The 26,134-nt window shown below is 66.6% G+C and carries 21 protein-coding genes and 1 tRNA gene; 12 read left to right on the top strand and 10 right to left on the bottom strand.

All coding sequences use genetic code 11. From position 1 onward, the window contains the following. The first annotated feature begins 116 nt into the window (after positions 1 to 116). The 9 genes from SRAH_RS07065 (at position 117) to SRAH_RS07105 (ending at position 10,140) form a co-directional block, all read left to right on the top strand. The gene (locus SRAH_RS07065; RefSeq protein ID WP_029462649.1) at positions 117 to 1,694 is read left to right on the top strand and encodes an AMP nucleosidase; all 1,578 of its coding nucleotides are present in this window, start codon (positions 117 to 119) and stop codon (positions 1,692 to 1,694) included. A 22-nt stretch (positions 1,695 to 1,716) separates the two neighbouring features. Continuing rightward, positions 1,717 to 2,853 carry an FAD-dependent monooxygenase gene (locus SRAH_RS07070; protein ID WP_045476581.1) on the top strand — a complete coding sequence of 379 codons (1,137 nt, stop codon included), beginning with the start codon at positions 1,717 to 1,719 and terminating at the stop codon, positions 2,851 to 2,853. Between the two features lie 13 nt (positions 2,854 to 2,866). Beyond that, positions 2,867 to 3,631, top strand: a complete 765-nt coding sequence (locus SRAH_RS07075; protein WP_082210110.1) for a DsbC family protein — start codon at positions 2,867 to 2,869, stop codon at positions 3,629 to 3,631. 25 nt (positions 3,632 to 3,656) lie between these two features. Next, positions 3,657 to 5,708: a M61 family metallopeptidase gene (locus SRAH_RS07080; RefSeq protein ID WP_082210120.1), complete on the top strand. Its 2,052-nt coding sequence runs from the start codon at positions 3,657 to 3,659 to the stop codon at positions 5,706 to 5,708. A 64-nt stretch (positions 5,709 to 5,772) separates the two neighbouring features. Continuing rightward, the gene (locus SRAH_RS07085; RefSeq protein ID WP_029462653.1) at positions 5,773 to 6,555 is read left to right on the top strand and encodes an enoyl-CoA hydratase; all 783 of its coding nucleotides are present in this window, start codon (positions 5,773 to 5,775) and stop codon (positions 6,553 to 6,555) included. A 25-nt stretch (positions 6,556 to 6,580) separates the two neighbouring features. Next, positions 6,581 to 6,657 (top strand) — tRNA-Met (locus SRAH_RS07090). Between the two features lie 194 nt (positions 6,658 to 6,851). After that, the gene (locus SRAH_RS07095; protein WP_029462654.1) at positions 6,852 to 8,642 is read left to right on the top strand and encodes an AMP-binding protein; all 1,791 of its coding nucleotides are present in this window, start codon (positions 6,852 to 6,854) and stop codon (positions 8,640 to 8,642) included. Positions 8,643 to 8,681: 39 nt separating this feature from the next. Further along, positions 8,682 to 9,599, top strand: coding sequence for a bile acid:sodium symporter family protein (locus SRAH_RS07100; RefSeq protein WP_029462655.1), 918 nt, complete (start codon positions 8,682 to 8,684; stop codon positions 9,597 to 9,599). Between the two features lie 10 nt (positions 9,600 to 9,609). Then, on the top strand, positions 9,610 to 10,140 hold the full coding sequence (locus SRAH_RS07105; RefSeq protein ID WP_045476583.1) for a thermonuclease family protein: 531 nt from the start codon (positions 9,610 to 9,612) through the stop codon (positions 10,138 to 10,140). Positions 10,141 to 10,158: 18 nt separating this feature from the next. On the opposite strand, the gene SRAH_RS07110 is transcribed toward SRAH_RS07105, so the two are convergent. Next, positions 10,159 to 11,364, bottom strand: coding sequence for an HD-GYP domain-containing protein (locus SRAH_RS07110; RefSeq protein ID WP_052369123.1), 1,206 nt, complete (start codon positions 11,362 to 11,364; stop codon positions 10,159 to 10,161). Positions 11,365 to 11,495: 131 nt separating this feature from the next. On the opposite strand from SRAH_RS07110, the gene SRAH_RS07115 reads away from it, so the two are divergent. Genes SRAH_RS07115 through mpl form a run of 3 tightly spaced genes read left to right on the top strand, consistent with a single transcriptional unit; the run spans position 11,496 to position 16,664 of the window. Further along, entirely contained in the window at positions 11,496 to 12,818 is a 1,323-nt protein-coding gene (locus SRAH_RS07115; RefSeq protein WP_029462658.1) for a cyclic di-GMP phosphodiesterase, read from the top strand. Continuing rightward, positions 12,815 to 15,217: a sensor domain-containing protein gene (locus SRAH_RS07120; protein WP_029462659.1), complete on the top strand. Its 2,403-nt coding sequence runs from the start codon at positions 12,815 to 12,817 to the stop codon at positions 15,215 to 15,217. The genes SRAH_RS07115 and SRAH_RS07120 overlap by 4 nt, the downstream gene beginning before the upstream one ends. Positions 15,218 to 15,239: 22 nt before the next feature. Further along, on the top strand, positions 15,240 to 16,664 hold the full coding sequence (gene mpl / locus SRAH_RS07125; RefSeq protein ID WP_029462660.1) for a UDP-N-acetylmuramate:L-alanyl-gamma-D-glutamyl-meso-diaminopimelate ligase: 1,425 nt from the start codon (positions 15,240 to 15,242) through the stop codon (positions 16,662 to 16,664). Positions 16,665 to 16,716: 52 nt separating this feature from the next. On the opposite strand, the gene SRAH_RS07130 is transcribed toward mpl, so the two are convergent. From SRAH_RS07130 to SRAH_RS07170, 9 genes are all read right to left on the bottom strand, one after another. Next, positions 16,717 to 17,037 (bottom strand): hypothetical protein, encoded by a 321-nt coding sequence (locus SRAH_RS07130; protein ID WP_029462661.1) that lies wholly within the window; start codon positions 17,035 to 17,037, stop codon positions 16,717 to 16,719. A 70-nt stretch (positions 17,038 to 17,107) separates the two neighbouring features. Then, on the bottom strand, positions 17,108 to 17,791 hold the full coding sequence (locus SRAH_RS12055; RefSeq protein ID WP_052369125.1) for a TorF family putative porin: 684 nt from the start codon (positions 17,789 to 17,791) through the stop codon (positions 17,108 to 17,110). A gap of 187 nt (positions 17,792 to 17,978) precedes the next feature. Further along, entirely contained in the window at positions 17,979 to 19,517 is a 1,539-nt protein-coding gene (locus tag SRAH_RS07140; RefSeq protein ID WP_029462663.1) for a hypothetical protein, read from the bottom strand. A gap of 120 nt (positions 19,518 to 19,637) precedes the next feature. Beyond that, positions 19,638 to 20,132: a thioesterase family protein gene (locus tag SRAH_RS07145; RefSeq protein ID WP_029462664.1), complete on the bottom strand. Its 495-nt coding sequence runs from the start codon at positions 20,130 to 20,132 to the stop codon at positions 19,638 to 19,640. A gap of 17 nt (positions 20,133 to 20,149) precedes the next feature. Continuing rightward, positions 20,150 to 20,914, bottom strand: a complete 765-nt coding sequence (locus tag SRAH_RS07150) for an enoyl-CoA hydratase (RefSeq protein ID WP_029462665.1) — start codon at positions 20,912 to 20,914, stop codon at positions 20,150 to 20,152. A gap of 68 nt (positions 20,915 to 20,982) precedes the next feature. Further along, complete coding sequence (locus SRAH_RS07155; RefSeq protein ID WP_045476586.1) at positions 20,983 to 21,864, bottom strand: alpha/beta hydrolase family protein; 882 nt, start codon at positions 21,862 to 21,864, stop codon at positions 20,983 to 20,985. 76 nt (positions 21,865 to 21,940) lie between these two features. Next, positions 21,941 to 23,176 (bottom strand): acetyl-CoA C-acyltransferase, encoded by a 1,236-nt coding sequence (locus tag SRAH_RS07160; RefSeq protein ID WP_029462667.1) that lies wholly within the window; start codon positions 23,174 to 23,176, stop codon positions 21,941 to 21,943. Positions 23,177 to 23,196: 20 nt separating this feature from the next. Next, positions 23,197 to 25,629, bottom strand: a complete 2,433-nt coding sequence (locus SRAH_RS07165) for a 3-hydroxyacyl-CoA dehydrogenase/enoyl-CoA hydratase family protein (RefSeq protein ID WP_029462668.1) — start codon at positions 25,627 to 25,629, stop codon at positions 23,197 to 23,199. Positions 25,630 to 25,659: 30 nt separating this feature from the next. Beyond that, positions 25,660 to 26,103 carry a DUF2147 domain-containing protein gene (locus SRAH_RS07170; protein ID WP_029462669.1) on the bottom strand — a complete coding sequence of 148 codons (444 nt, stop codon included), beginning with the start codon at positions 26,101 to 26,103 and terminating at the stop codon, positions 25,660 to 25,662. Positions 26,104 to 26,134 lie beyond the last annotated feature (31 nt).

The following is a 26,134-nucleotide window of genomic DNA, read 5'->3' on the forward strand; positions in this document are numbered from 1 at the left end:
ACCTCAAGAGAATTGTTATTTGGCATTAGCAATCCATTTGGAACGATTATAAACAATGCCGGCCAGCGTCACAACGCTCTCTGCACCTATTCACAATCCCGCGCCACAATCGCCCCATGCAGCACCGCCCACCCCACAGCCCGCCCTTTAGCCCTCCGCAAAGCTACACCGACGCCGCCGCCGCGCTGGCCCAGGTGCAAGCCCTGTACCAGCGCGCCGTGGCGCACCTGCGCGGGGCTCTGCACGAATTCGTGCGCGCCAGCCAAAACAGCCCGGGCACGGCAGCAGATCCCGATAGAGGCCCCCATGCGGCCGCGCAACGCATCCGCGCCTGCTACCCCTTCGTGCGCCTGCACTGCCACAGCGCCCACGGCGGCCCCAGCCTGGGCGCACACAGCCGCCTGAGCTACGGCTTCGTCGCTGGCCCCGGCCGCTACGAAACCACCCTGACCCGGCCCGACCTGTACGCCGGCTACTACCTGGAGCAGTTCCAGTTGCTGCTGCTCAACCACGGCGGCGCGCTCGAAGTGGGGGTGAGCAACCAGCCCATTCCGCTGCACTTTGCGCTGGCCGAGCACGAGCACTTGGAGGGCGACCTGAGCCCGGCCCAGCGCGCCGCGCTGCGCGAGCGCTTCGACCTGCCCGACCTGAGCCAGATGGACGACGGCATCGCCAACGGCACCCACGTGAGCGCCAGCCACGAAGCGCAGCCGCTGGCGCTCTTTACGGCGGCCCGGGTCGATTACTCGCTGCAACGGCTGCGCCACTACAGCGGCACCGCCCCGGCCTGGTTCCAGAACTTCGTGCTCCTGACCAACTACCCCTTTTATGTGGATGAGTTCATCCGCCTCGGGCAGGCCGAGCTGGCGCGCCCAGGCAGCGCCTACCTGGCCTTGGTCGAGCCCGGCAACCTGATCACCCCACGCGCCAATTTAAGCGCCGCCGAGCAGCAACTGCTGCACGATTTAAGCCAAGGCCAGCCCGGCAGCGCCCTGCCGCGCCTGCCACAAATGCCGGCCTACCACCTGCTGCGCGCCGACGGCAGCGGCATCACGCTGATCAACATCGGCGTCGGGCCCAGCAACGCCAAGACCATCACCGACCACGTCGCCGTGCTGCGCCCGCACGCCTGGCTGATGCTGGGCCACTGCGCGGGCTTGCGCAACAGCCAGCAACTGGGCGACTACGTGCTGGCCCACGCCTACGTGCGCGAAGACCACGTGCTCGACGAAGAGCTGCCGCTGTGGGTGCCCATTCCGGCGCTGGCCGAAATCCAGCTCGCCTTGGAGGGCGCCGTGGCCGACGTGACCGGTTTGGAGGGGCCCGAGCTCAAGCGCATCCTGCGCACCGGCACCGTGGCCAGCACCGACAACCGCAACTGGGAGCTGCTGCCCGACCAGACCCCGCAGCGCCGCTTCAGCCAGAGCCGCGCCGTGGCGCTCGACATGGAGAGCGCCACCGTCGCCGCCAACGGCTTTCGCTTTCGCGTGCCGTACGGCACCTTGCTGTGCGTGAGCGACAAGCCGCTGCACGGCGAAATCAAGCTGCCCGGCATGGCCAACGCCTTTTACCGCGAGCGCGTGGACCAACACCTGCGCATCGGCCTGCGCGCCATCGAGCGCCTGCGCGCCGGTGGCGTCGACCAGTTGCACAGCCGCAAGCTGCGCAGCTTTGCCGAAGTGGCGTTTCAGTAGCGGCCCACCCTACAATGCGCGCATGAACAAAACGTACGACGTGGCCGTTCTGGGGAGCGGCGTGGTGGCGCACGCGCTGGCGCTGTTGCTGGCGCGCGAGCGGCTGCGGGTGGCCCTGCTGCGCCAGCCCGCAAGCCCTGCGGCCGGCCCCGACATCCGCGCCTACGCCCTCAACCAGGCCGCGCACGACTTGCTGACCGATTTGCGCGTCTGGCCCCAAGCCCCGGCCGTGACACCGGTGCGCCAGATGTGGGTCTGCGAACCCGACGACGAGCGCGCCGCCACCCTCAAGCTGCAGCCCCCGGTGGCCACCCAGCCGCTGGCATGGATCGTCGATGTGCCGGCGCTGGAGCAGCACCTGCAGCAGGCCGTGGCGTATCAGGGCACGATCGAACCGGTCGACCAGCCCGTCCCGGCCGCGCTGACCGTGATCTGCGAGGGCAAGCACAGCCGCACCCGGGCCCAATACGGGATCGAGTACGAGGTGCAAGCCTACGCCCACACGGCCGTGGCGGCGCGGCTGCGCTGTGCGCTCCCCCACGAGGGCGTGGCGCGCCAATGGTTCCAAAACGGCGACGTGTTGGCGCTGCTGCCCATGGATGGCCCCGAGGGCAACTTGGTGGCCTTGGTCTGGTCGGTGCAACACGCACGCGCCGCCGAGTTGCTGGCCCTGTCGGCGCCCGCCTTCGCCGACGCCGTGGGCCAGGCTTGCGGCCACGCGCTGGGGGCCATGAGCACCGAAGGCCAGCCCGCGGGTTGGCCCCTGCAACTGTCGCGCGCCCGCCACTGGGTTCGGCCCGGCGTGGCGCTGGCCGGTGACGCCGCCCACGCCATGCACCCCTTGGCCGGCCAAGGCCTGAACATGGGCCTGGGCGATGTGGCCGAACTTGGCCGGGTGCTGCGCGAGCGCGAATACTGGCGCAGCCCAGGCGACTGGCGCCTGCTGCGCCGCTACGAGCGCGCCCGGCGCGCCGATTTCGACCGCATGGCCACGCTCACCGACGGCCTCTACGGCCTGTTTGGCCACAGCGACACCCGCATCCAGGCGCTGCGGCGCTGGGGGCTGCGTGCGTTTGACCAACTCAAACCGCTCAAGCACTTGGCCATTCGCCAAGCCCAGGGCAGCGGCCCTGTCCGCCCTGCACCCGGCCCCCTCTAAACCACCAAGCACCATGCACACTTTCACCGGGTCTGCCACGGGCCTTTTGCTGCGTCACCTCACCGGGCTCACCTTTGTGCTGTGCCTGCTGCTGGGTGCCAGCGCCACCGCCTCGGCCAACGAAGCCGCCATCCGCGCCAACCTGGCCGAGCGCCTGCCCAACCTGCCGCGCATCGACGAAGTGCGCCCCACCCCAATGCGCGGGCTGTTCGAGGTGCGCGTCAATCAAAACCAGATTTTTTACACCGACGCCGAGGGCAGCTTCATCCTGCAGGGCCAACTGATCGACACCCGCAGCCGCAACAACCTGACCGAGCAGCGCGTCGAGCAGCTCAGCGCCATCGCCTTCGATCAGTTGCCGCTGCGCGATGCCTTCACCATCGTGCGTGGCAACGGCCAGCGCCGGCTGGCGGTGTTCCAAGACCCCAACTGCGGCTTTTGCAAACGGCTGGAACGCGACCTGAGCCGCCTCAACCACGTCACCATCCACATCTTTTTGTACCCCATACTGGGGCGCGACTCGCTTGCCAAATCCAAGCGCATCTGGTGCGCCCGCAACCGCGCCCAGGTGTGGGAAAACTGGATGCTGCGCAACGCCGAGCCGCCGGCGGCCAATTGCGACACGGCGGCCTTACAACGCAACATCGCCTTTGGCCAGCGGCACCAGATCACCGGCACCCCCACCACCTTTTTTGCCGACGGCACGCGCCTCTCGGGCGCGGCCGGGTTCGAGGCGATTGAGCAGCGCCTGGTTGCGGCAGCGGCGCCAGCGCGTTGAACGGGCCACGAGCCCCATCCTGACCATGCCCAAGCCCGCCCCCACGGTCCACGCCGCTGCACCCGCCCTCCCCACCCTCCCCCCCAGCGCCCCCGGCCCGCGCTACCGCGTCGATCTCGTCGACCTGCACGCCCACCTATACCAGCTCAGCTTGTTCGTAACGCAGCCAGCGCGGCTGCAGCGCCTGAGCCTGCCGGTGTGGATTCCGGGCAGCTACTTGGTGCGTGAATTTTCCCAGCACCTGCAAGGCTTGAGCGCCGATTGCGACGGCCACGCCGTGCCGCTGCGCCAGCTCAACAAAAACACCTGGGAGGCCGCCACCCCGGCCGGTGCGCAGGTGCTGCGGCTGCGCTACCAGGTCTATGCCTTTGATGCCTCGGTGCGCAGCGCCTGGCTGGATGCCGAGCGCGCCTTCTTCAACCCCACCAGCCTGTGCCTGCGCGTGCACGGGCAAGAGGCGCTGGCGCACCGGATCGAGGTCTATGGCAGCGCGGCCACCCAAGGCTGGCAAGCCGCCACCGCCTTGCCCGATGCCGATGCCGATGCCGCCAGCCCTGCGACTTCCCCGGCGCAAACCCACGCCACCCCTGCCCCCCACTGCCTAGGCCGCTGGCAGGCCGCCGACTACGACGAACTGGCCGACAGCCCCTTCGAGCTGGGCCGGTTTTGGAGCGCCGCCTTCACCGTGCGCGGGGTGCCGCACCGGCTGGTCGTCAGCGGGGCCGGGCCGGGCTTTGACGGCGCGCGCCTGCTGCGCGACACCGAGGCCATTTGCCAGGCCGGCATCGCGTTCTGGCACGGCGCACAGGAAGCGCCACCCTTTGGGCACTACCTGTTTTTGCTCAACGCCCGCTTTGATGGCTACGGCGGGCTGGAACACCGCCACAGCACCGCCCTGATCTGCCGCCGCAACGACCTGCCGCAGTGCAGCGCCCCAAGCACCCAGGCCGGCGCGGCCAGCCCCGCAGCGCTCAGCGCCAGCGAGGGCTACACCGCCCTGCTCGGCCTCATCAGCCACGAATACTTCCACACCTGGCACGTCAAGCGCCTGCGCCCGCAAGCGTTCGCCCGCTACGACTACGACGGTGAAAACTACACCGAGCTGCTGTGGCTGTTCGAAGGCTTCACCAGCTATTACGACGACCTGCTGCTGCGCCGCGCCGGCCTGATCGACGAGGCCTGCCACCTGCAACTGTTGAGCAAGACCCTCAACCAGGTGCTGCAAAGCCCAGGCCGCTTGGTGCACAGCCTGGCCCAAGCCAGCTTCGAGGCTTGGACCAAGTACTACCGCGTCACCGAAAACAGCCCCAACGCCACCGTGAGTTACTACGCCAAGGGCGCGCTGGTGGCGCTGGCGCTCGATTTGCAGTTGCGCGCCGAAGGCCGCAGCACCCTCGACGAGGTGCTGCGCGCCCTCTACCGGCGCTGCCAAGGCGGCCCCATGCAAGAGGCCGACCTGCTGGCCGTGTTGGAGCAATGCGCCGGGCGCAGCTACGCCGCCGAAATTCAGGCCTGGGTGCATGGCTGCGCCGACCTGCTCACGGCCTCTGGCGCCGTGCCCGGCTTGCCCGAGTTGCTGCGCGCCCAAGGCATAGACTGGCAGACCGAACCCGCGCGGCTGGCCCAGCGCCTGGGGCTGCGCGTGAGCGAAACCGAGGGCCTGCAGATCAAAAACGTGCTGCGCGGCTCGCTGGCCGAGCAGGCCGGGCTGGCTGCGGGCGACGAATGGCTGGGCATAGAAGTCGAGGCCGCCCCGCCCCCAGCAGGGGATACCACCCTGGGCGCAACGCCCACACCCACCAGCGCCTGGCGCGTGCGCAAACTCGACGACGTGGCGCAATGCGCCCATGGACTAAGCCAGATCGTGGCCTTGGTGGCGCGCGACGGCCGGCTGCTGCGCCTGCCGCTGCGCTGGCCCGATCCGGCCAGCCCCGAAACGCAGACCGTGCGTCTGGTGCGCGCAGCCCTGCTGGGTTCGGCCACCGAGGCCGCCCCGGCCGCACGCACCGCCACGGCCCCAGCCCATCCCCACCCAGATAACGCCATCGCCCCCACCCGCCCTTGGTGGCCCGAGTGAGCAGCGCGCCGCCATGCACCCGCGTTATAGTGGCGCCTTAGCCATACCCTTAGCGAGACCACCCATGAGCCAGCCCTACGAATTGATCCTGGTGCGCAGCGAAGGCCGCGTCGGCCTCATCACCCTCAACCGCCCCAAGCAACTCAACGCCCTCAACGATGCGCTGATGGACGAGCTCGGCGCCGCCCTCAAGGCCTTCGATGCCGACGAGGGCATCGGCTGCATCGTCCTCACCGGCAGCGAAAAAGCCTTTGCCGCCGGGGCCGACATCGGGGCCATGGCCAGCTACAGCTTTGCCGATGTGTACAAGGGCGACTACATCACGCGCAACTGGGAGGCCATGCGCAGCATTCGCAAGCCCATCATCGCCGCGGTGAGCGGCTTTGCCTTGGGCGGCGGCTGCGAGCTGGCCATGATGTGCGACTTCATCATCGCCGCCGACAACGCCAAATTCGGCCAGCCCGAAATCAAGCTCGGCATCATCCCCGGCGCCGGCGGCACCCAGCGCCTGCCGCGCGCCGTGGGCAAATCCAAAGCCATGGACCTAGCCCTCACCGGCCGCATGATGGACGCCAGCGAGGCCGAACGCGCCGGCCTAGTGAGCCGCGTGGTGCCGCTGGACAAGCTGCAAGACGAGGCGTTGGCCGTCGCCCTGACCATCGCCGGTTTCTCGCAAATCGCCGTCATGGCCGCCAAAGAGGCCGTCAACAAGGCCTTCGAGGGCAGCTTGGCCGACGGCATGGCCTTCGAGCGCCGCCTGTTCCACGCCCTGTTTGCCACCGCCGACCAAAAAGAAGGCATGGCCGCCTTCGTCGAAAAGCGCCCGGCGCAGTTTCGGCACCAGTAAAGCCTGCTACAATGCTGGGCTTCAAGGCGCTTTAGCTCAGCCGGTTAGAGCGACGGAATCATAATCCGCAGGTCCGGGGTTCGAATCCCTGAAGCGCCACCAAACAACTCAAAAATCAAGCCAGCTTTCGAGCTGGCTTTTTTATTGATCAGCCCTAAGCCGGTCAGCCGAAAAAATCAGGGTTTACACCTACTCCGAAATCCCTGCACATTGATAGATATGCAGGATTTTTCCGCGCCACGCCGCTGCGCTTAAGGCAAAATAGCACGATCGTTCGTTTCATCCACTCACCGATCATGCAACACCCGTTCGCCAACACGCCCCGCCCTTGGGTCGCTGTGTATCGAGCAGTCGGTATCACGCCCGAGCTGCCACCGCTGAGCCACCCCAACCTGGGGGCTTTCGTGCACGACGCCTGCACGCGCTGGGCGCGCGAGAGCCAAGTCAAGGCGGCGTTCACCTGCGTCGTGCCCAACGGCATGAACGGCAGCCTGAGTTTTGCCAAGGTCGATGAGCTGTCGGACTACTTCGCCGCCTACCTGCGCGAGGTGCTGGGTCTGCATGCGGGCGACCGGGTGGCGGTGCAGATGCCCAACGGCTTGGCCTATCCGGTGGTGGCGTTTGGCATTTTGAAGGCCGGCTGCGTGCTGGTCAACACCAACCCGCTCTACACCCCGGCAGAAATGGTGCATCAGTACAAAGACGCCGGCGTCAAGGCCTTGGTGCTGATCGACATGTTTGCCGACAAGCTGCCCTCGGTGCTGTCCATGACCACCATCAAGCACGTGGTGCTGGCCGGAGTGCCGGAGTTTTTCCCGATCATCCCCAAGGCCATCATTCGTGGCGTGCAAAAGGTTTGGGCGCAGGTGCTGCCGCCGGTCACGGTGCCGCACACGCGCATTGCCGCTGCGCTGGCGCAGGGCCGCGCCGCACTGCAAAAGGCCGGTGGCCGCCTGCACGCGCAGAACTACTGGAAAGCCATCCAGCCGCACGAACTGGCGCTGCTGCAATACACCGGTGGCACCACTGGCGTGAGCAAAGGTGCCATGATCAGCCACGGCAACCTGCTCAACAACGTGCAGCAAATGCTGGCCATGGGCGGCACCCACATGGAGCCCGGCAAGGAATGCGTGCTGACGGCGCTGCCCATTTATCACATCTTTGCATTTACGGCCAATTTGCTCGGTTTTCTGGCCATCGGCGCGCAAAACATCCTCATCCCCAGCCCGCGTCCGGTGCAAAACCTGCAGCGCGCGGTCGAAAACTACCCCATCACCTGGATGACGGGCGTCAACACGCTCTACAACGGCTTGCTCAACGAAGAGTGGTTCGTGGCCTACCCGCCGCGCAAGCTCAAAGCCTCCATTGCCGGCGGTACCTCGCTGCACAACGCCGTCGCCAAGCGCTGGCGCGAAGTGACCCAAACCCCGATCGCCGAGGGCTACGGCCTGACCGAGACCTCGCCCGTGGTGAGCTTCAACCCCTTGCACGGCGAGCCGCGCCTAGGCAGCATCGGCATTCCGGCGCCGGGCACCGACATTCGTCTGGTGGATGAAAATGGCGTTGACGTGAGCTTTGGCCAAGGGGGTGAGATTTACGTCAAAGGCCCGCAAGTCATGCAGGGCTACTGGAACCAGCCGGCCGAAACCGCTGCGGTGCTGCGCGACGGCTGGCTCGCCACCGGCGACGTGGCCGAGATGGACGACCAAGGCTTTATGCACATCGTCGATCGCAAAAAGGACATGATCCTAGTTTCGGGCTTCAACGTCTACCCCAACGAGATCGAAGAAGTAATCGCCGAGATGGACGCGGTGCTCGAAGTGGCCGTGGTCGGCACCCCGGACGAAAAAACCGGCGAGGCGGTGCGCGCCTACGTGGTGCACAACCCTGAGCACGACGGGGAACTGCAGCCCGAGGCCGTGATCGCCCACTGCCGCAAGTTCTTGGCCGCCTACAAGGTGCCCAAGTCGATCGTGATCCGCGAAGAACTGCCCAAAACGGTGGTCGGCAAGGTGCTGCGCAAAAACCTCAAGGCCGAAGTCAAGGCCGAGTGGCAAGAGCAGCTCCGGGCCAACCTGCACCCTTGAGCGCTGCCAGCCATCGAATGAAACCGGAGACCGAATCCCATGATCACCGAATTTGAAACCCAATTGCTCGGCCTAATGATGATGGTCATCATGCTGGGCATGGGCGCCTCGCTCACCTACCGCGATTTCCTGATTGCCTTTCGCCGCCCCAAAGGCGTGCTGGTGGGCATGGTGTGCCAGTACGGCATCATGCCTTTTCTGGGCTTTTCGCTGGCCATCGTGCTCGATTTCCCGCCCGCCATCGCTGCCGGCCTGATCCTCATGGCCTGCATGCCCGGCGGCACCACCTCCAACATTTTCAGCTATTTCAGCAAGGGCGTGCTGGCGCTGTCGATCATGATGACCAGCGTCTCGACCTTGGTGGCCCTGGTCATGGTGCCGGCGCTGCTGGCCTTCTACACCGGGGCGGCCGGCATTGGCGGCGAATTCAGCGTGCCGGCCACCAACGTGGCCCAGGTGTTGGTGGTGCTGCTGGTGCCCACCATGATCGGCATGGTGCTGCGCAAGGTCAACCCCAACATCGGGGCCACGATGGAGCTCATCGGCAGCTTCATGGGCATCGTGGTGATTGTGTTCCTGCTTGCCACCTGGGTGCCGCGCAACCACGAGCTGTTGGCTATCACGCCCTTTAGTGTCTATTTTGCTTCCATCGGGCTGGGTTTGATTGGCATGGCGCTGGGCTTTGGCTTGGCGCGCCTGCTGCGCCAAGACCGCAACCGCAGCCGCACCATCGCGCTCGAAACCGGCATTCAGAACGGGCCGCTGGCGGTGTTGATCGTGACCTTAAGCTTCAGCGGCGCCATCCAGCAAGATGTGCTGCTGATCCCGGTGCTGTACTCGCTCTTCATCGTGATTTCCAGCACCTTCGTCACGCTGTACTTCCGCCGCTTGGCCGACCGCGAAGCGCTGGCACGCGACCAGGCCAAAACGGGTACCGTGCTGCAAGCCTCGCGCTAAACTGCGGCGCATGACCGCCGTTTGCGCTGCACCCAAGCTGTTGCACTGGCTGCTGCTGGCCACCGCGCTGGCACTGGCCAGCGCGCCCGCTAGGTCCCAGTCCAGCCCACTGGAGGGCCGCGTGATTGCGGTGGCCGACGGCGACACCGTGACCGTGCTCGACGCGCAACAGCGCCGGCACCGGGTGCGCTTGCTCGGCATCGACGCGCCCGAGCGCGCGCAGCCTTGGGGCGCAGAATCGGGGGCCTACCTAGAAGCCAAAGTCATGCAGCAAGACGTGCAGGTGGCCTTTGCCAAGACCGACCGCCATGGGCGCCTGATCGGCACCGTGCGCCTACAGGGGCTAGACGTGAACCTGCAAATGCTGCGTGCCGGTCTGGCCTGGCACCACAAACCCTATGCCGCCGACCAGTGGCTGCTGGAGCGCTGGCGCTACGCCCGCGCCGAACGCCAGGCGCAGCGCGAGCAGCGCGGTCTGTGGGCCGACCCCGCCCCCACCCCTCCTTGGGAGTTTCGCCAACAGCAGCGCGCCAGGCGCTAAGCCTTTGCGCCGCCCCATCTACAGCCGCGCCAGCAGCCTAGATGGGTTGACGCGCACCCGCACCTCGTCTGCCGCCACGCCAGCCTTGACCTGAAACGCCGCCTCCGAGGTATCGCGCAGGGCCGGCTCTCCCAAAGGCAGGCCTTGGCGCCCCACCAAGGCAAAAACCAGTGGGGCGTTGGCGCGGCGACCGCGGCGCACCACCACCGCCAATTCTCCATTCTCCAATTGCACGTAGCTACCCGGTATATGCACCCCCACCGTTTTGATGAAAGCCGCTCCCAGCGGCGCCGCCTGCCCGTTTTCGGTCAGATAGGCGTCACGAGCGGCCACGTGTGCCGGCTGGCTGCGCCGGCTGGCGCGCGGGCTGATGCGTGCCACAAACACGTCGGCCATGGCCAGCAAATGCGCCGCCAGTTCAGAGGGGGCGCAACCGGCCAAGTTAAGCAAATCGGGCCGGCGCTGGTGGTGGTGGCGCACCAGGTCCAACCACGCTCCGTCACCCACTCCCAGCGCCTGCAAAATGCGCACCCCATCGAGCGGATGGCGGTGGACGCGCGCGCGCATGGCTTCATCCAAAGGCTCCAGACGCAGCGCGAGCTCGTCTTGCAGCCTCGTCATGCCTATGTTCATGGTCAGCGCAGCGCGCATCAGGCTGCGCTGCAGCGGCTCGTGGCTGGCCAGCAAGGGCGTACCCACCAGCCGGCACAACACGGTGCTCAGCAGGGCATGGCTGGCGCTGTAGCCCTGCGTTCGGTCAAGCAGCAACTGCACCAGAACAAACAGGCTGTCATCGACACGGGCGCGCAAAATGTCGTCGATGCGGCTCTCGATCTGCTCCAGACGGCGCCCAAAATCCTGCGCCTGTTCACCTTGGACAAGCAGCAGCGACAAACGGGCGTGCAGATCGGTCCAACGCTCCAGCACCGAGCGCTCTTGCTCATTGCGCACGGGCTGCACGCCCATGGGCCGCGCCACCCCAGCAATCGCCTCCAGCCGCTCGTTGCTGCGCAGCTTGCGATCAATGGCCGCGGTGTAGCGAAAAGTCCACTGTCGATAATCCTCCTCGTCCACCATCGGCCCATGGGTCTTGAGCAAATCGCGGTGGGCTTCGTTGCGTATCATTTCGCCACGGCGCAGCAACAGCACACCGTGCGGGTCAAGCACGTCGACAGGCAACGGGGCATTGAGTTCGACTTGTTCGATCGGGAACGGCACCTTCATTTCGCTATGCTACCAGTCAGCGTCACCCGTCAGGGTTGGCACCCACACCCACAGCCAAAAATGCACGCCGCGCTGCCTTTGGCGATAATCAGCCCACCACCCTCCCACTTATACGCTGAGGGACTGCAGCCATGACCGACACCAGCCCTCCCACTGTCCCAGTTTCTGAACTGCGGGTGGGTCTTTATGTGCATTTAGACCTGGCTTGGGTGGACCACCCCTTTGCCAGCAGCAGCTTTAAAATCAGCACGCTGCAGCAGATCGACACCATCCGCTCACTTGGCTTGCAACGGCTGCGCTACAGCCCCGAGCGCAGCGACCCCCCTGCTAGCGCCGAAAGCGCCGCCGCCGCAGCGGCTTGTGCACCGCCTCCTGCGCAACCGGATGCCGCTGCCGCACCAGACCCAGTCGCCGGCACCAACGCCCTGCCCCCACCTGCCGCGGCGCCATCTGCCGCCCAATGGGCGCAGATGCAGCGCCAAGCCCAACTCCAATGCGAGCGCCAGTATGCCGAAAGCAGCCGCGCGGTCAAAGCCCTGTTCGAGCAAGTGCAGGCGGCCCCGCAACAAGCCGGGCAGGCCAGTGCCGCGCTCGTGCACAGCATGGTGTCGCAACTGACCCAGAACGCCGAATCGGCGCTGCGCCTGCTGGCCGATGGCGCAGGAGACCGCTCGTCTCAGCACGCCATCAACGTGGCCGTGCTGAGCGTGCTGCTGGGCCAAGCCATGGGGCATGGTGCCGAGGACCTGCAAGCGCTGGCCTTGGCCGCCCTGTGGCACGATGTCGGCAAACTGGAGCTGCCGCAGCGGGTGCGGCTGCGCGACGACGGCTTCGGCCCCAGCCACCTCAAGCTCTACCAAGAGCACGTGATGCACAGTGTGGTGTGGGGCAAGCGCCTCGGGCTGCCTGCGGCTGCCTTGCTGGGCATCGCGCAGCACCACGAGCTGGCCGACGGGAGTGGCTTTCCGTTGGGCTTGGTGGCCGACAAAATCGCCCCCATTTCGCACATCCTGGCGCTGGTGAACCGCTACGACGGCTTGTGCAACCCGGCCAACCCGATCAAGGCCCTGACGCCGCACGAAGCGCTGGCCCAGATTTTCGCCACCCTGAAAACGCGCTTCGAGGTGCGCACCCTGAGCGCTTTTATCCGCATGATGGGCATCTACCCGCCTGGCTCGGTGGTGCAGCTCAGCGACAGCCGCTACGCGCTGGTGATGTCGGTCAACGCGGCGCGGCCGCTCAAGCCCAAGCTGCGGGTTTACGATGCGCAGCCCGGCGCCGACGAACCGACGTGGCTGGACTTGCAACAAGAACCCCATTTGAACATCCAACGCAGCCTGCGTCCCGACCAACTGCCGCGCCCGGCGCTGAACCAACTCTCACCCCGCCCCCGGGTTTGCTACTACTTTGAACGCGCGGTCGATCTGCATCCGCCAGATGGAGCGGGCGCATGAACCACATCCAGTGGGAGCCGCTGCTCGAACGTCTGCTGGAAGCGGTCTGGCTGGTCGATCCGCACACGCTGCGCATTGTGGCGGCCAACCCCTGCGCGGCCGATTTGCTTAAGCTGCCGCTGCAGCGCTTGCGCGGCAGCCTGGCCAGCGACCATTCGGCCAGCCCGCAAGACCTCCATTTCTGGTCCACCTTGGCGCAAGACGGGCTGGGCAGCCTGCAGGCCGAGGCCCTGTTGCGCCGCGCCGACGGCCAGACGGTGCGGGTGTTGCGCCGCATCTCGGCCTTGCCCAACACCGAGGGGGCGCCGCTGCACCTGGTGGCCATGCAAGACCAAACGCAGCAGCACCAAACCGAGCAGCAACTCGAGCACCTGCTGGCTGAGCTGCGCGCCACGCTGGAGTCGACCGCCGACGGGATTTTGGTGTGCGACCTCGACGGCCGCATCCGCGCCTTCAACCGGCTCTTTGCCCAACTGTGGGATCTTCCCGCCACCCTGCTCAGCCAGCAAGACGACGAGGCCATCCACACCTGGATGAGCGGCCGCGTGACCGATGCCGACAGCTACGCCCAGCGCCTAGGCCAGATTCAGCGCCTGCCGCTGCTCGAATGCACCGACGCGCTGGTGCTGCAGAGTGGGCGCGTGCTCGAGCGCATTGCCCGACCCCAGTACGCGCGCGGACGCCCGATCGGGCGCGTCTACGCCTATCGCGACGTCACCGAGCGCACCGCCATCGAGGCCAAACTTCGGCTGGCCTCCAAGGTGTTCGATTCCAGCTTGGATGCGATCTTTATCACCGACCCACAGCAGCGGGTGCTGGTCTGCAACCCGGCGGCTGAGCGGCTCACTGGCCAGCCGCACGCTGCACTGGCCCAATGCGAGGCCGCCGGGCTGTTTTTCTCCCCCACCCGGCCCGACTGGTCGGCCGATTTGTCGCTGCAATTGCAGCAGCAGGGCTACTGGGAGGGCGAGCTCTGGCACCGGCGCCCCGACCAGTCGGCGCTGGCGCTGCACGTGTCGTGGGTGGTGCTGCGCGATGCGCATGGACAAGCGCTCAACACCTTGCTGTTTGCCAAAGATTTGTCTGAAAAACTGGCGGCGCAGCAACGCATCGAGCAGCTCGCCTACACCGACGCCCTGACCGGCCTGCCCAACCGCCTGACCCTGACCGAGCGCGTCGGGCACGCGATACGGGTGGCGCAGCGCAGCGGCAGCGGCTTTGCCGTGATGTTTCTCGATCTGGACCGTTTCAAGCACATCAACGATTCGCTCGGGCATCTGTTTGGCGACAAGGTGCTGATCGAGATCGCCTCCCGGCTCCAGACCTGCCTGCGCCAGACCGACACCCTGTGCCGCTTGGGCGGCGACGAGTTTGTCATCCACCTGCACGAAGCCGACGCGGCCGGGGCCGAAATCACCGCCCAGCGCCTGATCGAGGCCGTGGTGCAGCCGGTGGAAATCGAGGGCCTGTACTTCAACCTCTCGTGCAGCCTCGGCATTGCGCTCTACCCAGACGACGGCGCATCGCTCGACGAACTGATCCGCCTGTCTGACACCGCCATGTACGAAGTGAAGGAGCGCGGCAAGGGCCACTACCGCTTCTACCGGCCCGAAATGAACGCCAACCTGTTGGCGCGCATCCATCTCGACCACGCCCTGCGCGAGGGCCTGCGCGCCCAGCAATTTTTGCTGCACTACCAGCCGCGCATCGATCTGCGCAGCGGTCAGTTGCGCTCCTGCGAGGCGCTGCTGCGCTGGCAAGACCCGGAACAGGGCCTGGTGCTGCCGGGGGAGTTCATCGGCGTGGCCGAAGAAACCGGCTTCATCGTCGCGCTGGGCGACTGGGTGCTCGATAGCGCCGTGCAGCAGGCCGCTGCCTGGCTGCGTGCCGGAACCCCCTGCCCGGTGGCGGTCAATGTTTCGGCGCTGCAGTTTCACCAAGCCGACTGGGTGGCGCGCGTGGCGCGGGCCTTGAACGCGCACGCGCTGCCAGCCGAGCTGCTGGAGCTTGAGCTGACCGAATCGATCCTGATTCGGGACGCCGACGAAGCGCTGGAGCGCCTGCTGGCCTTGCGCAACTTGGGCGTGCGGCTGTCGCTGGACGACTTTGGCACCGGCTACTCCAGCCTGACCTACCTGAAACGCTTTCCGCTGCAGCAGCTCAAAATCGACCGCTGCTTCATCGCCACCATGCACTCCGACCCCGTCGACGCCGCGATTGTGGCGGCCATCATCCAGATGGGCCAGGCGCTGCAAATGGAGGTGGTGGCCGAAGGGGTGGAGTTGCCCGAACAGCATGCGCGCCTGCAAGCCCTGGGCTGCGACCAGTTCCAGGGCTTTTTGTGCTCACCGGCCGTGCCGCCAGACGCATTCGGCCAGCTCCTGCGGCAAGCCCGATAAGCAGGCCCGATAATTGCGCCCCATGCACATTCACATCTTAGGCATTTGCGGCACTTTCATGGGTGGTTTGGCCGCCTTGGCACGCGCGGCGGGGCACCGCGTCACCGGTTGCGACGCCGGCGTCTATCCACCCATGAGCGATCAGTTGCAGGCCTTGGGCATCGAGCTGATCGAAGGCTTTGGGGCCGAGCAGATGGCGCTGCAGCCCGATCTGTACGTGGTCGGCAACGTGGTGTCGCGCGCCTTGGGGCCAGACGGTGCGCCCAAATTCCCGCTCATGGAAGCGATTTTGGATGCGGGTGCGCGCTACAGCAGCGGCCCGCAGTGGCTGAGCGAGCACATTTTGCACGGCCGCCACGTGCTGGCGGTAGCGGGCACGCACGGCAAAACCAGCACCAGCGCCATGCTGGCTTGGATTTTGGATCAGGCCGGGTTGCAACCGGGTTTTTTGATTGGCGGCGTGCCGCAAAACTTTGGCGTCTCGGCGCGCCTAGGCGCGGCGCAGGCCCCGTTCGTGATCGAAGCCGACGAATACGACACCGCCTTTTTCGACAAGCGCAGCAAGTTTGTGCACTACCGGCCGCGCACCGCCGTGCTCAACAACCTCGAATTCGACCACGCCGACATTTTCGACGACCTGGCCGCCATCGAGCGCCAGTTCCACCACCTGCTGCGCACCGTGCCCGCCAGCGGGCGCGTGATTGTCAACGGCCTCGAAGAAAGCCTGGCGCGCGTGCTCAACATGGGCTGCTGGAGCGAGCAGCGCAGCTTTGGCAGCACCGTGAGCGATTTTTATGCCGAAGGCGAGGCCGACGATTTTTTGCTGCGCCAGCGCGGGCAGGCAGCCGGCCGGGTGCGCTGGGGCTTGAGCGGGGTGCACAACCAGCTCAACGCGCTGGCCGCCAGCGCCGCCGCCGAGCACTTGGGCGTGCCGCTGGCGCAGGCCGCCGAGGCGCTGGGCCGCTTTGAAGGGGTAAAACGCCGGCTCGAAGTGCGCGGGCAGGTGGCGGTGGCAGGCGGCGCAGCGCTCACGGTCTATGACGACTTTGCGCACCACCCCAGCGCCATGCGCACCACCCTAGACGGGCTGCGGCGCCAGCTCGACCGCCAAGGTGGCCGCGGGCAGCGCATTCTGGCGCTGTTTGAGCCGCGCTCCAACACCATGAAGCTGGGCACCATGAAGGCGCAACTGCCTTGGAGCCTGGAGCAGGCCGACCTGGCTTTTTGTCACAGCGGTGGCCTGGGCTGGGACGCCGCTGCCGCCTTGGCCCCCATGGGCGCCCGGGCCTTGGTGGCAGCCGACATCGACACCCTGGTGCAGCAGGCCGTGGCCGCCGCGCAAGCAGGCGACCACCTGCTGTGCATGAGCAACGGCGGCTTTGGTGGCGTGCACGGCAAGCTGCTGGCGGCGCTGCAGCAGCGCTTTGGCGCGCCGCCCTGCGCTTAAGCCCTAAGGGCGCGGCCCCCCAATGGGCGCACCCAATGCAGCCAAGGCGCTTTTAGTAGCTCACGGTCATCGAAGGCACATCGATGTGCAGCACCGGCTTGGCCAAGCTGGCGCTGGCGGCTTGGGCAAAAGCCAGCGCCCATTGCCGGTGTGCGGGTTCAGCAAAATGCTGCTCACCCGCCGTGCGCGCAATCACCGCCACTTTATCGGCCGTCAGCACCTTGCCACTTAGGCGCAGCGGCTCGCAATCGAGCTCGATGAACTGCTGATCGAGCCAGCTGCGCGCCACGTCGCTGGGCATGGGCTGCATTTCTTCCAGATCGAAGGCGTACTGTTGGGCTTCGCCCCAACTGACGATGACTTGGCTGCGCATGAAATCGGCTCCTGCAATAGAGGGGGGTTTGCAGCCGCACCCATCGCACGGCCGCGCACCCCTCATTGTGTCAGAACGATTGTGTCAAACCCAGCACCAAGCGGCCCGTTCCGGCCTGACCGGCGCGGTCGGTGTCGGCACCGGACCAGACCGCCGAGGTGCTCAAACTCTCGGTGAGGGCGTAGCTGAGGCCGAGCCGGTAGTCGGTGGCGCCGCTGTTGTTGTTGGAGGTGTTGCGAAAGCCCACCCCGGCCTCGAGCGTGAGGCGCTCGCTCAGGGGCTGCTCGATCAAAAAGCTCAGGCGTGCGTGCTCGTCGATCGCGCCGCTGGTGCCCCAGCTCAGCTTGGTGGTCAGAATGCCGTAGCTCAGGCTGCCATAGACCTCGCTGCCGTTCAAACTGCCTTGACTGGGATAGAGGTACTTGATGTAGCCCACGTCGAACCCGAGGCCGTTGCCCAGCTCGCCGCTGTAGCCGCCGTAGAGGTTGATCTCGAGGTTGGCCTCGCCAAAACGGCCAGTGGAGTTCCAGTTGCCAATGTACAAACCATTGCCAAAATCGTAATCCACCCCGCCTTGCAGCGCCGGGCGGACATCGCGCTCGCGCTCGCTTTGGCGCGAGTCTTGATCGATGCCGTTGGATTTGTAGAGCGATACCACGCCCAAGTTGAACGAGAGCTGGGCCTGCGCGGCGAGCGGCAGCGCCAAGGCGGCCGCAGCAGCCAAGCAAGTGAGGGCAAAGGGAACGGTGCGCATGGAGGGCTCCTGGTAAGGTTTCGGGAAAACGCAGCTTAATTTAAGCAAAGACAATGCCAGGATGAAATATTTTTCGCACACCTTGCGGCGGATCTGGTTTGATTTTCACAGTGCAGTGCAAGGCAGGCCTAACCGCGGGGTCTTTCGGCCGCATGGCGCAGGCTCAAAGGCCTAAGGCATTAGGGGCTTAAAAACGGGCCAGCGCCAACAACACCCCGCTCAGCCCGATGGCGGCCAGCACCAATACCGGCCAGCGCGGCATGGCCCCGCCCTGGGCCATGGCGCGACCAAACATAAAAAACACGAAAGGATGCACCAAAAAGGGCATGGAGAAGATGAGCGCGATCAGCCCCGCCGCTTCCGGGCCAAACATGCCGCCCTGGGTGGCGGCAAAGAGCCCAAAATGCGATAGCGAGGCCGCCTTGGCCAGCGCCGCATGCTCCAGCGGCATGGCAAACAGCGCCAGCAGCAGCAAGCCGCCGAACATGGCCGTGAGCTGCCAGCCGAGCGAGAACTGCATCAGGCCCTTAACCTCTTGCGCGTCGGCCCCAGCGGCGCGCCCAAGGGTGCGCAGCGCCAGCGCCGTGAGCAACAGCCCGCCCATGAACACCGCCAGCGCCGCCCCCCACAGCAACTGCCCCTGCTCCATGCTGATGGCCAGAATGGAGAAAACGAAGAGGTGGCCGATGAAGGGCACGTTGATCATGATCGGGGCGCGCTGCGCCGCCGTGGGCCCCAAGTCGCCGGCGGTGCAGGCCCCGGTGAGCCCGGCGTGCGAGAGTGCACCGGCCATGCCCGGGGCCAGGTTGCGCACCTGATTGGTGCGCCCGAGCCACATCAGCAGCGCAATGCCGCCAAACATCCACAGCATCTGGCCAAAGAAGCCGTAGGCCAGCACGGCGTCCATGCCCTCGATAGCAAAGGCGTCTGCGATGCGCGAGCCGCCAATCACAAAATTGGCCGCCAGCACCACCGGGATGCCGGCAAACAGCAGCGCACGCAGCGTGGGGCCGAACTGCCAGCGCCAAGCCAGTGCGCCCAAGCCACAAGCCAGCAGCATGGCAAAGAAGATGGTGGGCAGCGCGAGCAGCGGGCGCAGCGTGTGCGCCAGCAGCCCCGCCAGCAGCAGCACCAGCGCCAACACCCCGATCTCGACCAGCCCCCGGCCCAGGTACTCGCGCTTGTTGCGCAGCGTGGCCTTGTGGTCGATCAAAATAAAGGCCAGCAGCAGGCCGATGTAGGCGATCAGCGGGTAGTAGGCCACCAGCGGGCCGCTGTCGGCCCCCATCAGCACGCGCCGCGCGGCTTCGATGCCGAGCAGCAAAAACACCGAGCGCAACACAAACATGAGCTGGGTGCGGTTGGTGCCCAGCAGCGTTTCTTCGGTGCAAGGCTGCATTGAGTCATCGGGCGGCACCTGCAGCGCGCCAAAAAGGCGCCGCAACTGCTGCCCACCGGCAAAAAAGGCCGCTGTGAGCACCACCACCGTGGTGCCGCTGAGCAGCGAAAGCAGCGTAAAGCCGGGCAGGCCCGGTTGCGCGGCCCCGGTGGCCACCAGCACATGGCCCAGCGCCAGCCCAAAAATGACGATGATCAGGATGGGCGAGTAGCAACTGCCCGCCACCACGGTGCGCGCAATCAGCACCATGGGGATGACCAGAAACAGCGTCAGCCAGAGCTGGTTGAACAGGTCGAAATGCGGGGCGGTGTGCAGCAGCGGTTCCATGCGGGCATGGTAGCAGCCCGATGCAAGGCCCCGATGACAGCGCGCCGCCTGCCCATCAAGGGCCGGTGCGCGCCCTGGCCAGACGGGAAGCGCGAGCGCTCAAGCCGACGGGCTGCCCCCTCAGGAGACGATGTAGGCCGCCGCGCCGGTGGCCAAGAGCTTGCCGTCGGCAGCATGAAAGCCCATGCGGGTGGAGGCCACGCGCGAGCCCAGGCGCAGCACCTCGGCACGCAACTCGAAGCGCTCGCCGATGCCGGGGCGCAGGTAGTCGATGCGCAAATCGATGGTGCCCAGCTTGCCAAAGCGGTGCAGGCGCGCCAGCGGCGGCTCGTCGAGGTGGCGCGCCCCGATGGCGGCCATCACCGCCAGCCCGCCCATGGCGTCGAGCCCGGCGCTGATCACGCCGCCGTGGATGCGGTTGTGGGCAAAGTGCCCGATCAGGTCGGCGCGCATGGCGATTTGCGCCGTCACGGCCTCGGGGCTGATGTGCGTGATCTGCAAGCCCAACAAGGCGTTGAACAGGATGCGGCGCTCAAAAATTTCGCGCACGCCCTCGATGAATTCGGGTTCGAACACGTGCGCCTGTGGGGCTGCGCTGGCTGGGCTTTTGCTCATGGATGGGTCTGCGCGGCTCAAAGGCGTGAAAAATCGGGCTGGCGTTTTTGCAAAAAGGCGCTGAAGGCCTCTTTGGCGGCGGGCTCGCGCAGCATGCGGCCAAACACCGTGGCCTCTTGCACGATGGTCTGCTGCACCAGCGCCTGCTGGCCCTGCTTCATCAGGCGCTTGGTTTCGAGCAGCGAAGTGGGCGGCTTGGCGGCGAGCTTGCGCGCCACGCTCTGGGCGTAGCCGTTGACCTCGGTTGGGGGCAGCACCTTGTTGAGCAGCCCGGCTTCGAGCGCGGCTTCGGCATAGAAGGGTTCGCCCAACAGCAGCGCCTCGGCGGCGCGCTGGTGCCCCATGAGCTGCGCCAGCAGCAGGCTGGAGGCCCCTTCGGCGCACAGCCCGAGGTTGACAAAGGGCATCGAGAAGGCCGCGTTGTCGCCCGCATAGACCAGATCGCAATGCAGCAGCATCGTGGTGCCGATGCCCACGGCTGGGCCGCACACCGCCGCCAGCAAAGGCTTGGGGAAATCCGCCAGAGCGCGCAGGAAGCGCAGCACCGGCGAATCGGCCCCCATGGGTGGCGAGTTCAGGAAGTCGTTGAGGTCGTTGCCGGCGCAAAACACCGCCACATCGCCTTGCAGCAGCAGCACGCGCACCTTGGGATCGGCTGCCGCCTGCTCCAGCCCATCGGCCAGGCTGGTGTACATGGCGCCGGTGAGCGCGTTTTTGCGCTCAACGCGGTTGATGGTGAGGGTTTGCACCCCGTCTTCGAAGTGGCTCAGAATGTCGGACATGGTTTTAGTCTCCTTGCAATAAAAAAACGGCGCCGTGGTCTACGGCACTCCAATGAAATCGGTGGCCTTCAATCTTGGCCCAGCGTCACAGGCCGCTGCAGCAGTTCGGCCAGGCTTTGCTGCAGCAGCGGCCACAGCCCGGCTTCGTGCTCGGCCTTGAACGGCCCAAAATGCCCAATGCGCCGCACGCCCACATCCGCCGGGACGATGCGGCGCACCTCGCGCGGGGCGTTTTCGTACCAGCCCAGCAAGCTGCGCGTGCCTTGCAGGGTCATCATCTCGTCGTCGCTGATGGAGAGCGCCAGCACCGGAAAGCGCACACCGGCGTAGCGCAGGCGCGCCGCCTCGCCCTCGACCCCCACGCCGTAGCGCGGGTGCAGACACCAGCGCCGCCACTGCCGCATGGCGGCGGCGGGGATGTCACCCACCAGGCGCAGACTGCGCCCAGGAAAGTAGCCGCACAGGCGCGTGGCCAGCGGCACCACGAAAAACCAGAAGTAAGGCACCACGAGGCGCAGCCGCGGCGTGTTTTCGCGCCAGTAGCCGCTGCCCGCAGCCACACAGAGCAGGCCGCTGACCTTGTCGGCATTGGCCAGCAGGCCCGGCAGTTGAGCGCCCAGGCTGTGGCCCAGCAGCAGCAGCGGCAGCTTGGGGCGCTCGGCGTGGGCCAGGTCGATCACGGCCTCGTAGTCGCGCACCCAGTCGTGCAGATCGGCTTGGAAACCACGCAGCCGCACCCCGGCGGGCAGGGAGTCGCCCATGCCCCGGTAGTCGAAGGTGAACACGCGCCAGCCCTGCGCCGCCAGCCACTGGGCCAAGGGGGCGTAGAAATCTTGGCGCACGCCCATGGCCGCGGCGATGACGACGCTGGCGCGCGCCTGCCCCTTGGATTCGAACACCCGCACCCCGAGCTTGTGGCCGTCGCTGGCCTTGATCTGCTGCGTTCTCACCTGGCTGGCACCTCGCGTGAATAAAACAGGCCGCCTGCAAAGGCGAGGCGGCCCGGTGCACCATCTTAAACCGGGCTTAAACCCGCTCGAAGATGCCGGCGGCACCTTGCCCCATGCCCACGCACATGGTCACCATGCCGTAGCGCAGCTGGTGCCGCTGCAAGGCGTGCACCACGGTGGCGGCGCGGATGGCGCCAGTAGCGCCCAGCGGGTGCCCGAGCGCAATCGCCCCGCCCATGGGGTTGACGCGCGCCGGATCCAGCCCGAGCGTGTTGAGCACCGCCAGCGCCTGCGCGGCAAAAGCTTCGTTGAGCTCGATCCAGCCCAAATCGTGCTGGGCGATGCCAACGGCCTTGAGCGCAGCCGGAATGGCCTCGATCGGGCCGATGCCCATCAGGTGCGGCGGCACGCCGCGCGAGGCGTAGCCAACGAAGCGCGCCAGCGGCTTGAGGCCAAAGCGCTGCACCGCGGCACCACTGGCCAGCACCAGCGCCCCCGCACCGTCGGAGGTCTGCGAGCTGTTGCCCGCCGTAACCGAGCCGAGCCCGGTTGGGGTGCCGTCGGCACGGCGTGGCACCGCAAAGGGCGGTTTCAGCTTGGCCAGCCCTTCGAGCGAGGTGTCGGGGCGGGCGCCTTCGTCTTGGCTCACCACGCGCTGCTTTTGTTGCACCTGGCCGCTGGCGAGGTCGAGCGTGCGCTCGGTCACCGTGACCGGGGTGATTTCGGCGCTGAACTCGCCGGCGGCCTGCGCCGCCAGCGCGCGCTGGTGCGATTGCAGCGCAAAGGCGTCTTGGGCCGCGCGGCTCACCTTCCACTGCTGCGCCACTTTCTCGGCCGTGAGGCCCATGCCGTAGGCGATGCCGTAGTCTTCCACGCGCTCGGTGTTGTGAAAAGCGGCGGGCGAGAGGCTGGGCGCATTGCCCATCATGGGCACCATGCTCATGCTCTCGACCCCGGCGGCGATCATCACATCGGACTCGCCCACGCGGATGCGGTCGGCGGCCATTTGCACCGCGCTCAAGCCCGAGGCGCAAAAGCGGTTCACGGTGATGCCGCCCACGCTGTTGGGCAAGCCGGCCAGCACGGCGCCGATGCGCGCCACGTTCAGGCCCTGCTGCGCTTCGGGTATGGCGCAGCCGCAGATCACGTCTTCAATGGCGGCCGGGTCTAGGTTGGGCACCTCGGCCAGCACGGCGCGCAGCACGTGCGCCAGCAGGTCGTCGGGGCGGGTGTGCTTGAAAAAGCCACGGTGCGATTTGCCGATCGGCGTGCGCTTGGCAGCGACGATGTAGGCGTCTTGTAGGGGTTTCATCGGGGAGGGCTCCGGGTTTTTTAGTTGCGCAGCGGTTTGCCGGTTTGCAGCATGCCCATGATGCGCGCCTGCGTTTTGGGGTGCTCGATCAGGCTGCAAAATGCCTGGCGCTCCAGTTGCATCAGGTACTCTTCGTTGACCAGCGTACCGGCTTCGACCTCGCCGCCGCACAGCACGTTGGCAATCAGGCTGGCGATGTGGAAATCGTGCTGGCTGATGAAGCCGCCGTCGCGCATGTTCAGGAGTGAACCCAGAATGGTCGCCTTGGCCGAGCGCCCCGCCACCGGGAACAGGCTCTTGTGCGGCGGCCGGTAACCGGCGCGTTGCAGCGCCTGCGCTTGGCCGATGGCCACATACAACAGCTCGTCTTTGTGCGCCACGAGGGTGTCGCTGGGCAGCAGGTAGCCGAGCTTGCGGCTTTCCAGCGCGCTGGTGCCCACGCTGGCCATGGCGGCGGCCTTGAAGCCTTCGCCGAGGAAGGGCAGCAAGTCGGTGCCGGTGCTGGCGCGGGCATTTTCGGCGGCGCGGCGGGCGATGTAGGTCAGGCCGCCGGCGCCGGGGATCAGGCCCACGCCCACTTCCACCAGCCCTATGTAGCTTTCCAGGTGCACCACCCGGTGCGCGCAGTGAACCAGCAGCTCGCAGCCGCCACCCAGCGCCATGCCGCGCACGGCGGCCACCACCGGCACCTGGGCATAGCGCAGCTTGAGCATGACGCGCTGCAATTCGGCTTCCACATCGTCTATGGCCGACACGCCTGCAGCCAAGAAGGCCGGCATCACGGCCTGCAGATCGGCCCCGACGCTAAAGGGCTCGTCGCCCGACCACAGCACCAGGCCTTGGTAGTCGCTCTCGGCCAGATCGACGGCGCGGCTCAGGCCCTCGGTGACACCGGGGCCAATGGCGTGCATCTTGCTCTTGATGCTGGCGATCAGCACCCCGGCCTGCTCGGGCTGCTCCAGCGTCCAGAGCCGGATGTCGGCGTCTTCAAACACGGTGCGGCCGGCGCGCTCGAAGCGCGTGGCACCCTCGCCGAGCAGGGTTTCGCGGAAAATCTGGCGCCCATACACCGGCAGCTCGCGCCGGGGCTGGAAGCGGCCCTCGGCCGGGTTCCACGAGCCTTCGGGCTGGTGCACCCCGCCGCGCTCGGCCACCGGGCCATGAAACACCCAGTCGGGCAGCGGCGTGCGGCACAGGGCGTGGCCGGCGTCGATGTCGGCTTGCACCATCTGCGCCACTTCGAGCCAGCCGGCCTCTTGCCAGAGCTCGAACGGGCCTTGCTGCATGCCAAAGCCCCAGCGCATGGCCTGGTCCACGTCGCGCGCGCAGTCGGCAATCGTGGCCAGGTGCAGCGCGGCGTAGTGAAAGGCGTTGCGCAAAATGGCCCACAAAAAGCGCCCTTGCGGCCCTTCGGCGTTGCGCAGCAGCTTGAGGCGCTCGGGCGCAGGCTTTTTCAGCATGCGGCCATAGACTTCGTCGGCCTTCTGGCCCTTGCCGTCGGCGCAGGGCACGTAGTCGCGGCTGGCGAGCTCGAAGCGGTAAATGTCGCGCCCAACCTTCTTAAAGAATCCGGCCTTGCTCTTTTGCCCCAGATGCCCCAGCTCCAGCAGCGCCTTGAGCACCTCGGGGGTCTGGAAGCTGGCGTAGAAGGGGTCGGTGGCGGGGCTGAGCGTGTCTTGCAGCGTCTTGATGACGTGCGCCATGGTGTCCAGTCCCACCACGTCGGCGGTGCGGAAGGTGCCGCTGCTGGCGCGCCCCAGGCGCTTGCCGGTGAGGTCATCGACCACATCAAAACCCAGGCCATAGCGCTCGGCCTCGTGCATGGTCGAGAGCATGCCGGCGATGCCGATGCGGTTGGCAATGAAGTTGGGCGTGTCTTTGGCGCGCACCACGCTTTTGCCCAGCACGCGGGTGACGAAGGTTTCGAGCTGGTCCAGCACCTGCGGGCCAGTGGCCGGGGTGGAAATGAGCTCGACCAGCGGCATGTAGCGCGGCGGGTTGAAGAAGTGGATGCCGCAAAAGCGTGCGCGCAACTGCGCTGGCAGCGCATCCGAGAGCGCACCGATCGACAGGCCCGAGGTGTTGGAAGCCAGCAACGCGCCTTCGGCCACAAAGGGCGCGATCTTGGCGTAGAGCTCGCGCTTCCAGTCCATGCGCTCGGCAATCGCCTCGATGATCAGGTCGCAGCCGCGCAGGCGCTCCAGGTGCTGGGCGTAGTTGGCGGGCTCGATCAGATCGGCCTCATCGGCCAGGCCCAGCGGGGCCGGCTTGAGCTTTTTGAGGTTGGCGATGGCGCGCTGGGCGATGCCGCTTTGATCGGCTGCACCGGTTTTGTTTTCCGGCAGGTCGAACAAAATAACGGGCACTTTGCAGTTGACCAGGTGCGCCGCAATCTGCGCCCCCATCACCCCGGCGCCGAGCACGGCGACTTGTTTGACTTGAAATCGGCTCACGGATGTTCCTTGCTTGAATGCGGGGCAGCGTTACTGCACGCGAACCCAGGTCTGGGTGCGGCCAAAGGGGCCGATGGAGCCGCGCACTTGCAGCTTGCGCCCTGCTTCGATCGGCGTCAGGCGCAGGGTGTAGGTGCGTCCATCTTCGGGGTCGAGGATGCGGCCGCTCTCCCACACCGTGCGCCCTTCGGCCTGGCGGGCACCGCGAATGATCTCCAGCCCGACCATGGGTTGGTCTTTGCGGTCGTCGGTGCAGGCGGTGCAGCGCGCGGCCGGATCGGCCCCGGGGCGCAGCAGGCGCGTGATGCGGCCGGTGAGCACGCCAGCGTTGTCGCTGATCACCACTTCGGTGCGCGGCTGGTTGGTCTGTTCATCGATGGTATGCCAGGTGCCGACCGGGCTCATCTGGGCCCAGGCCGAGCCGGCCAGCAGCAGGCCAGCGGCCAGCAGGGTGCTACGCAGTGCGTTTTTCATCGGGTTGCTCCGTAAAGGGTTCAAATGAAGA

It is taken from the genome of Serpentinimonas barnesii (assembly GCF_000696225.1).
Classification (GTDB): domain Bacteria; phylum Pseudomonadota; class Gammaproteobacteria; order Burkholderiales; family Burkholderiaceae_C; genus Serpentinimonas; species Serpentinimonas barnesii.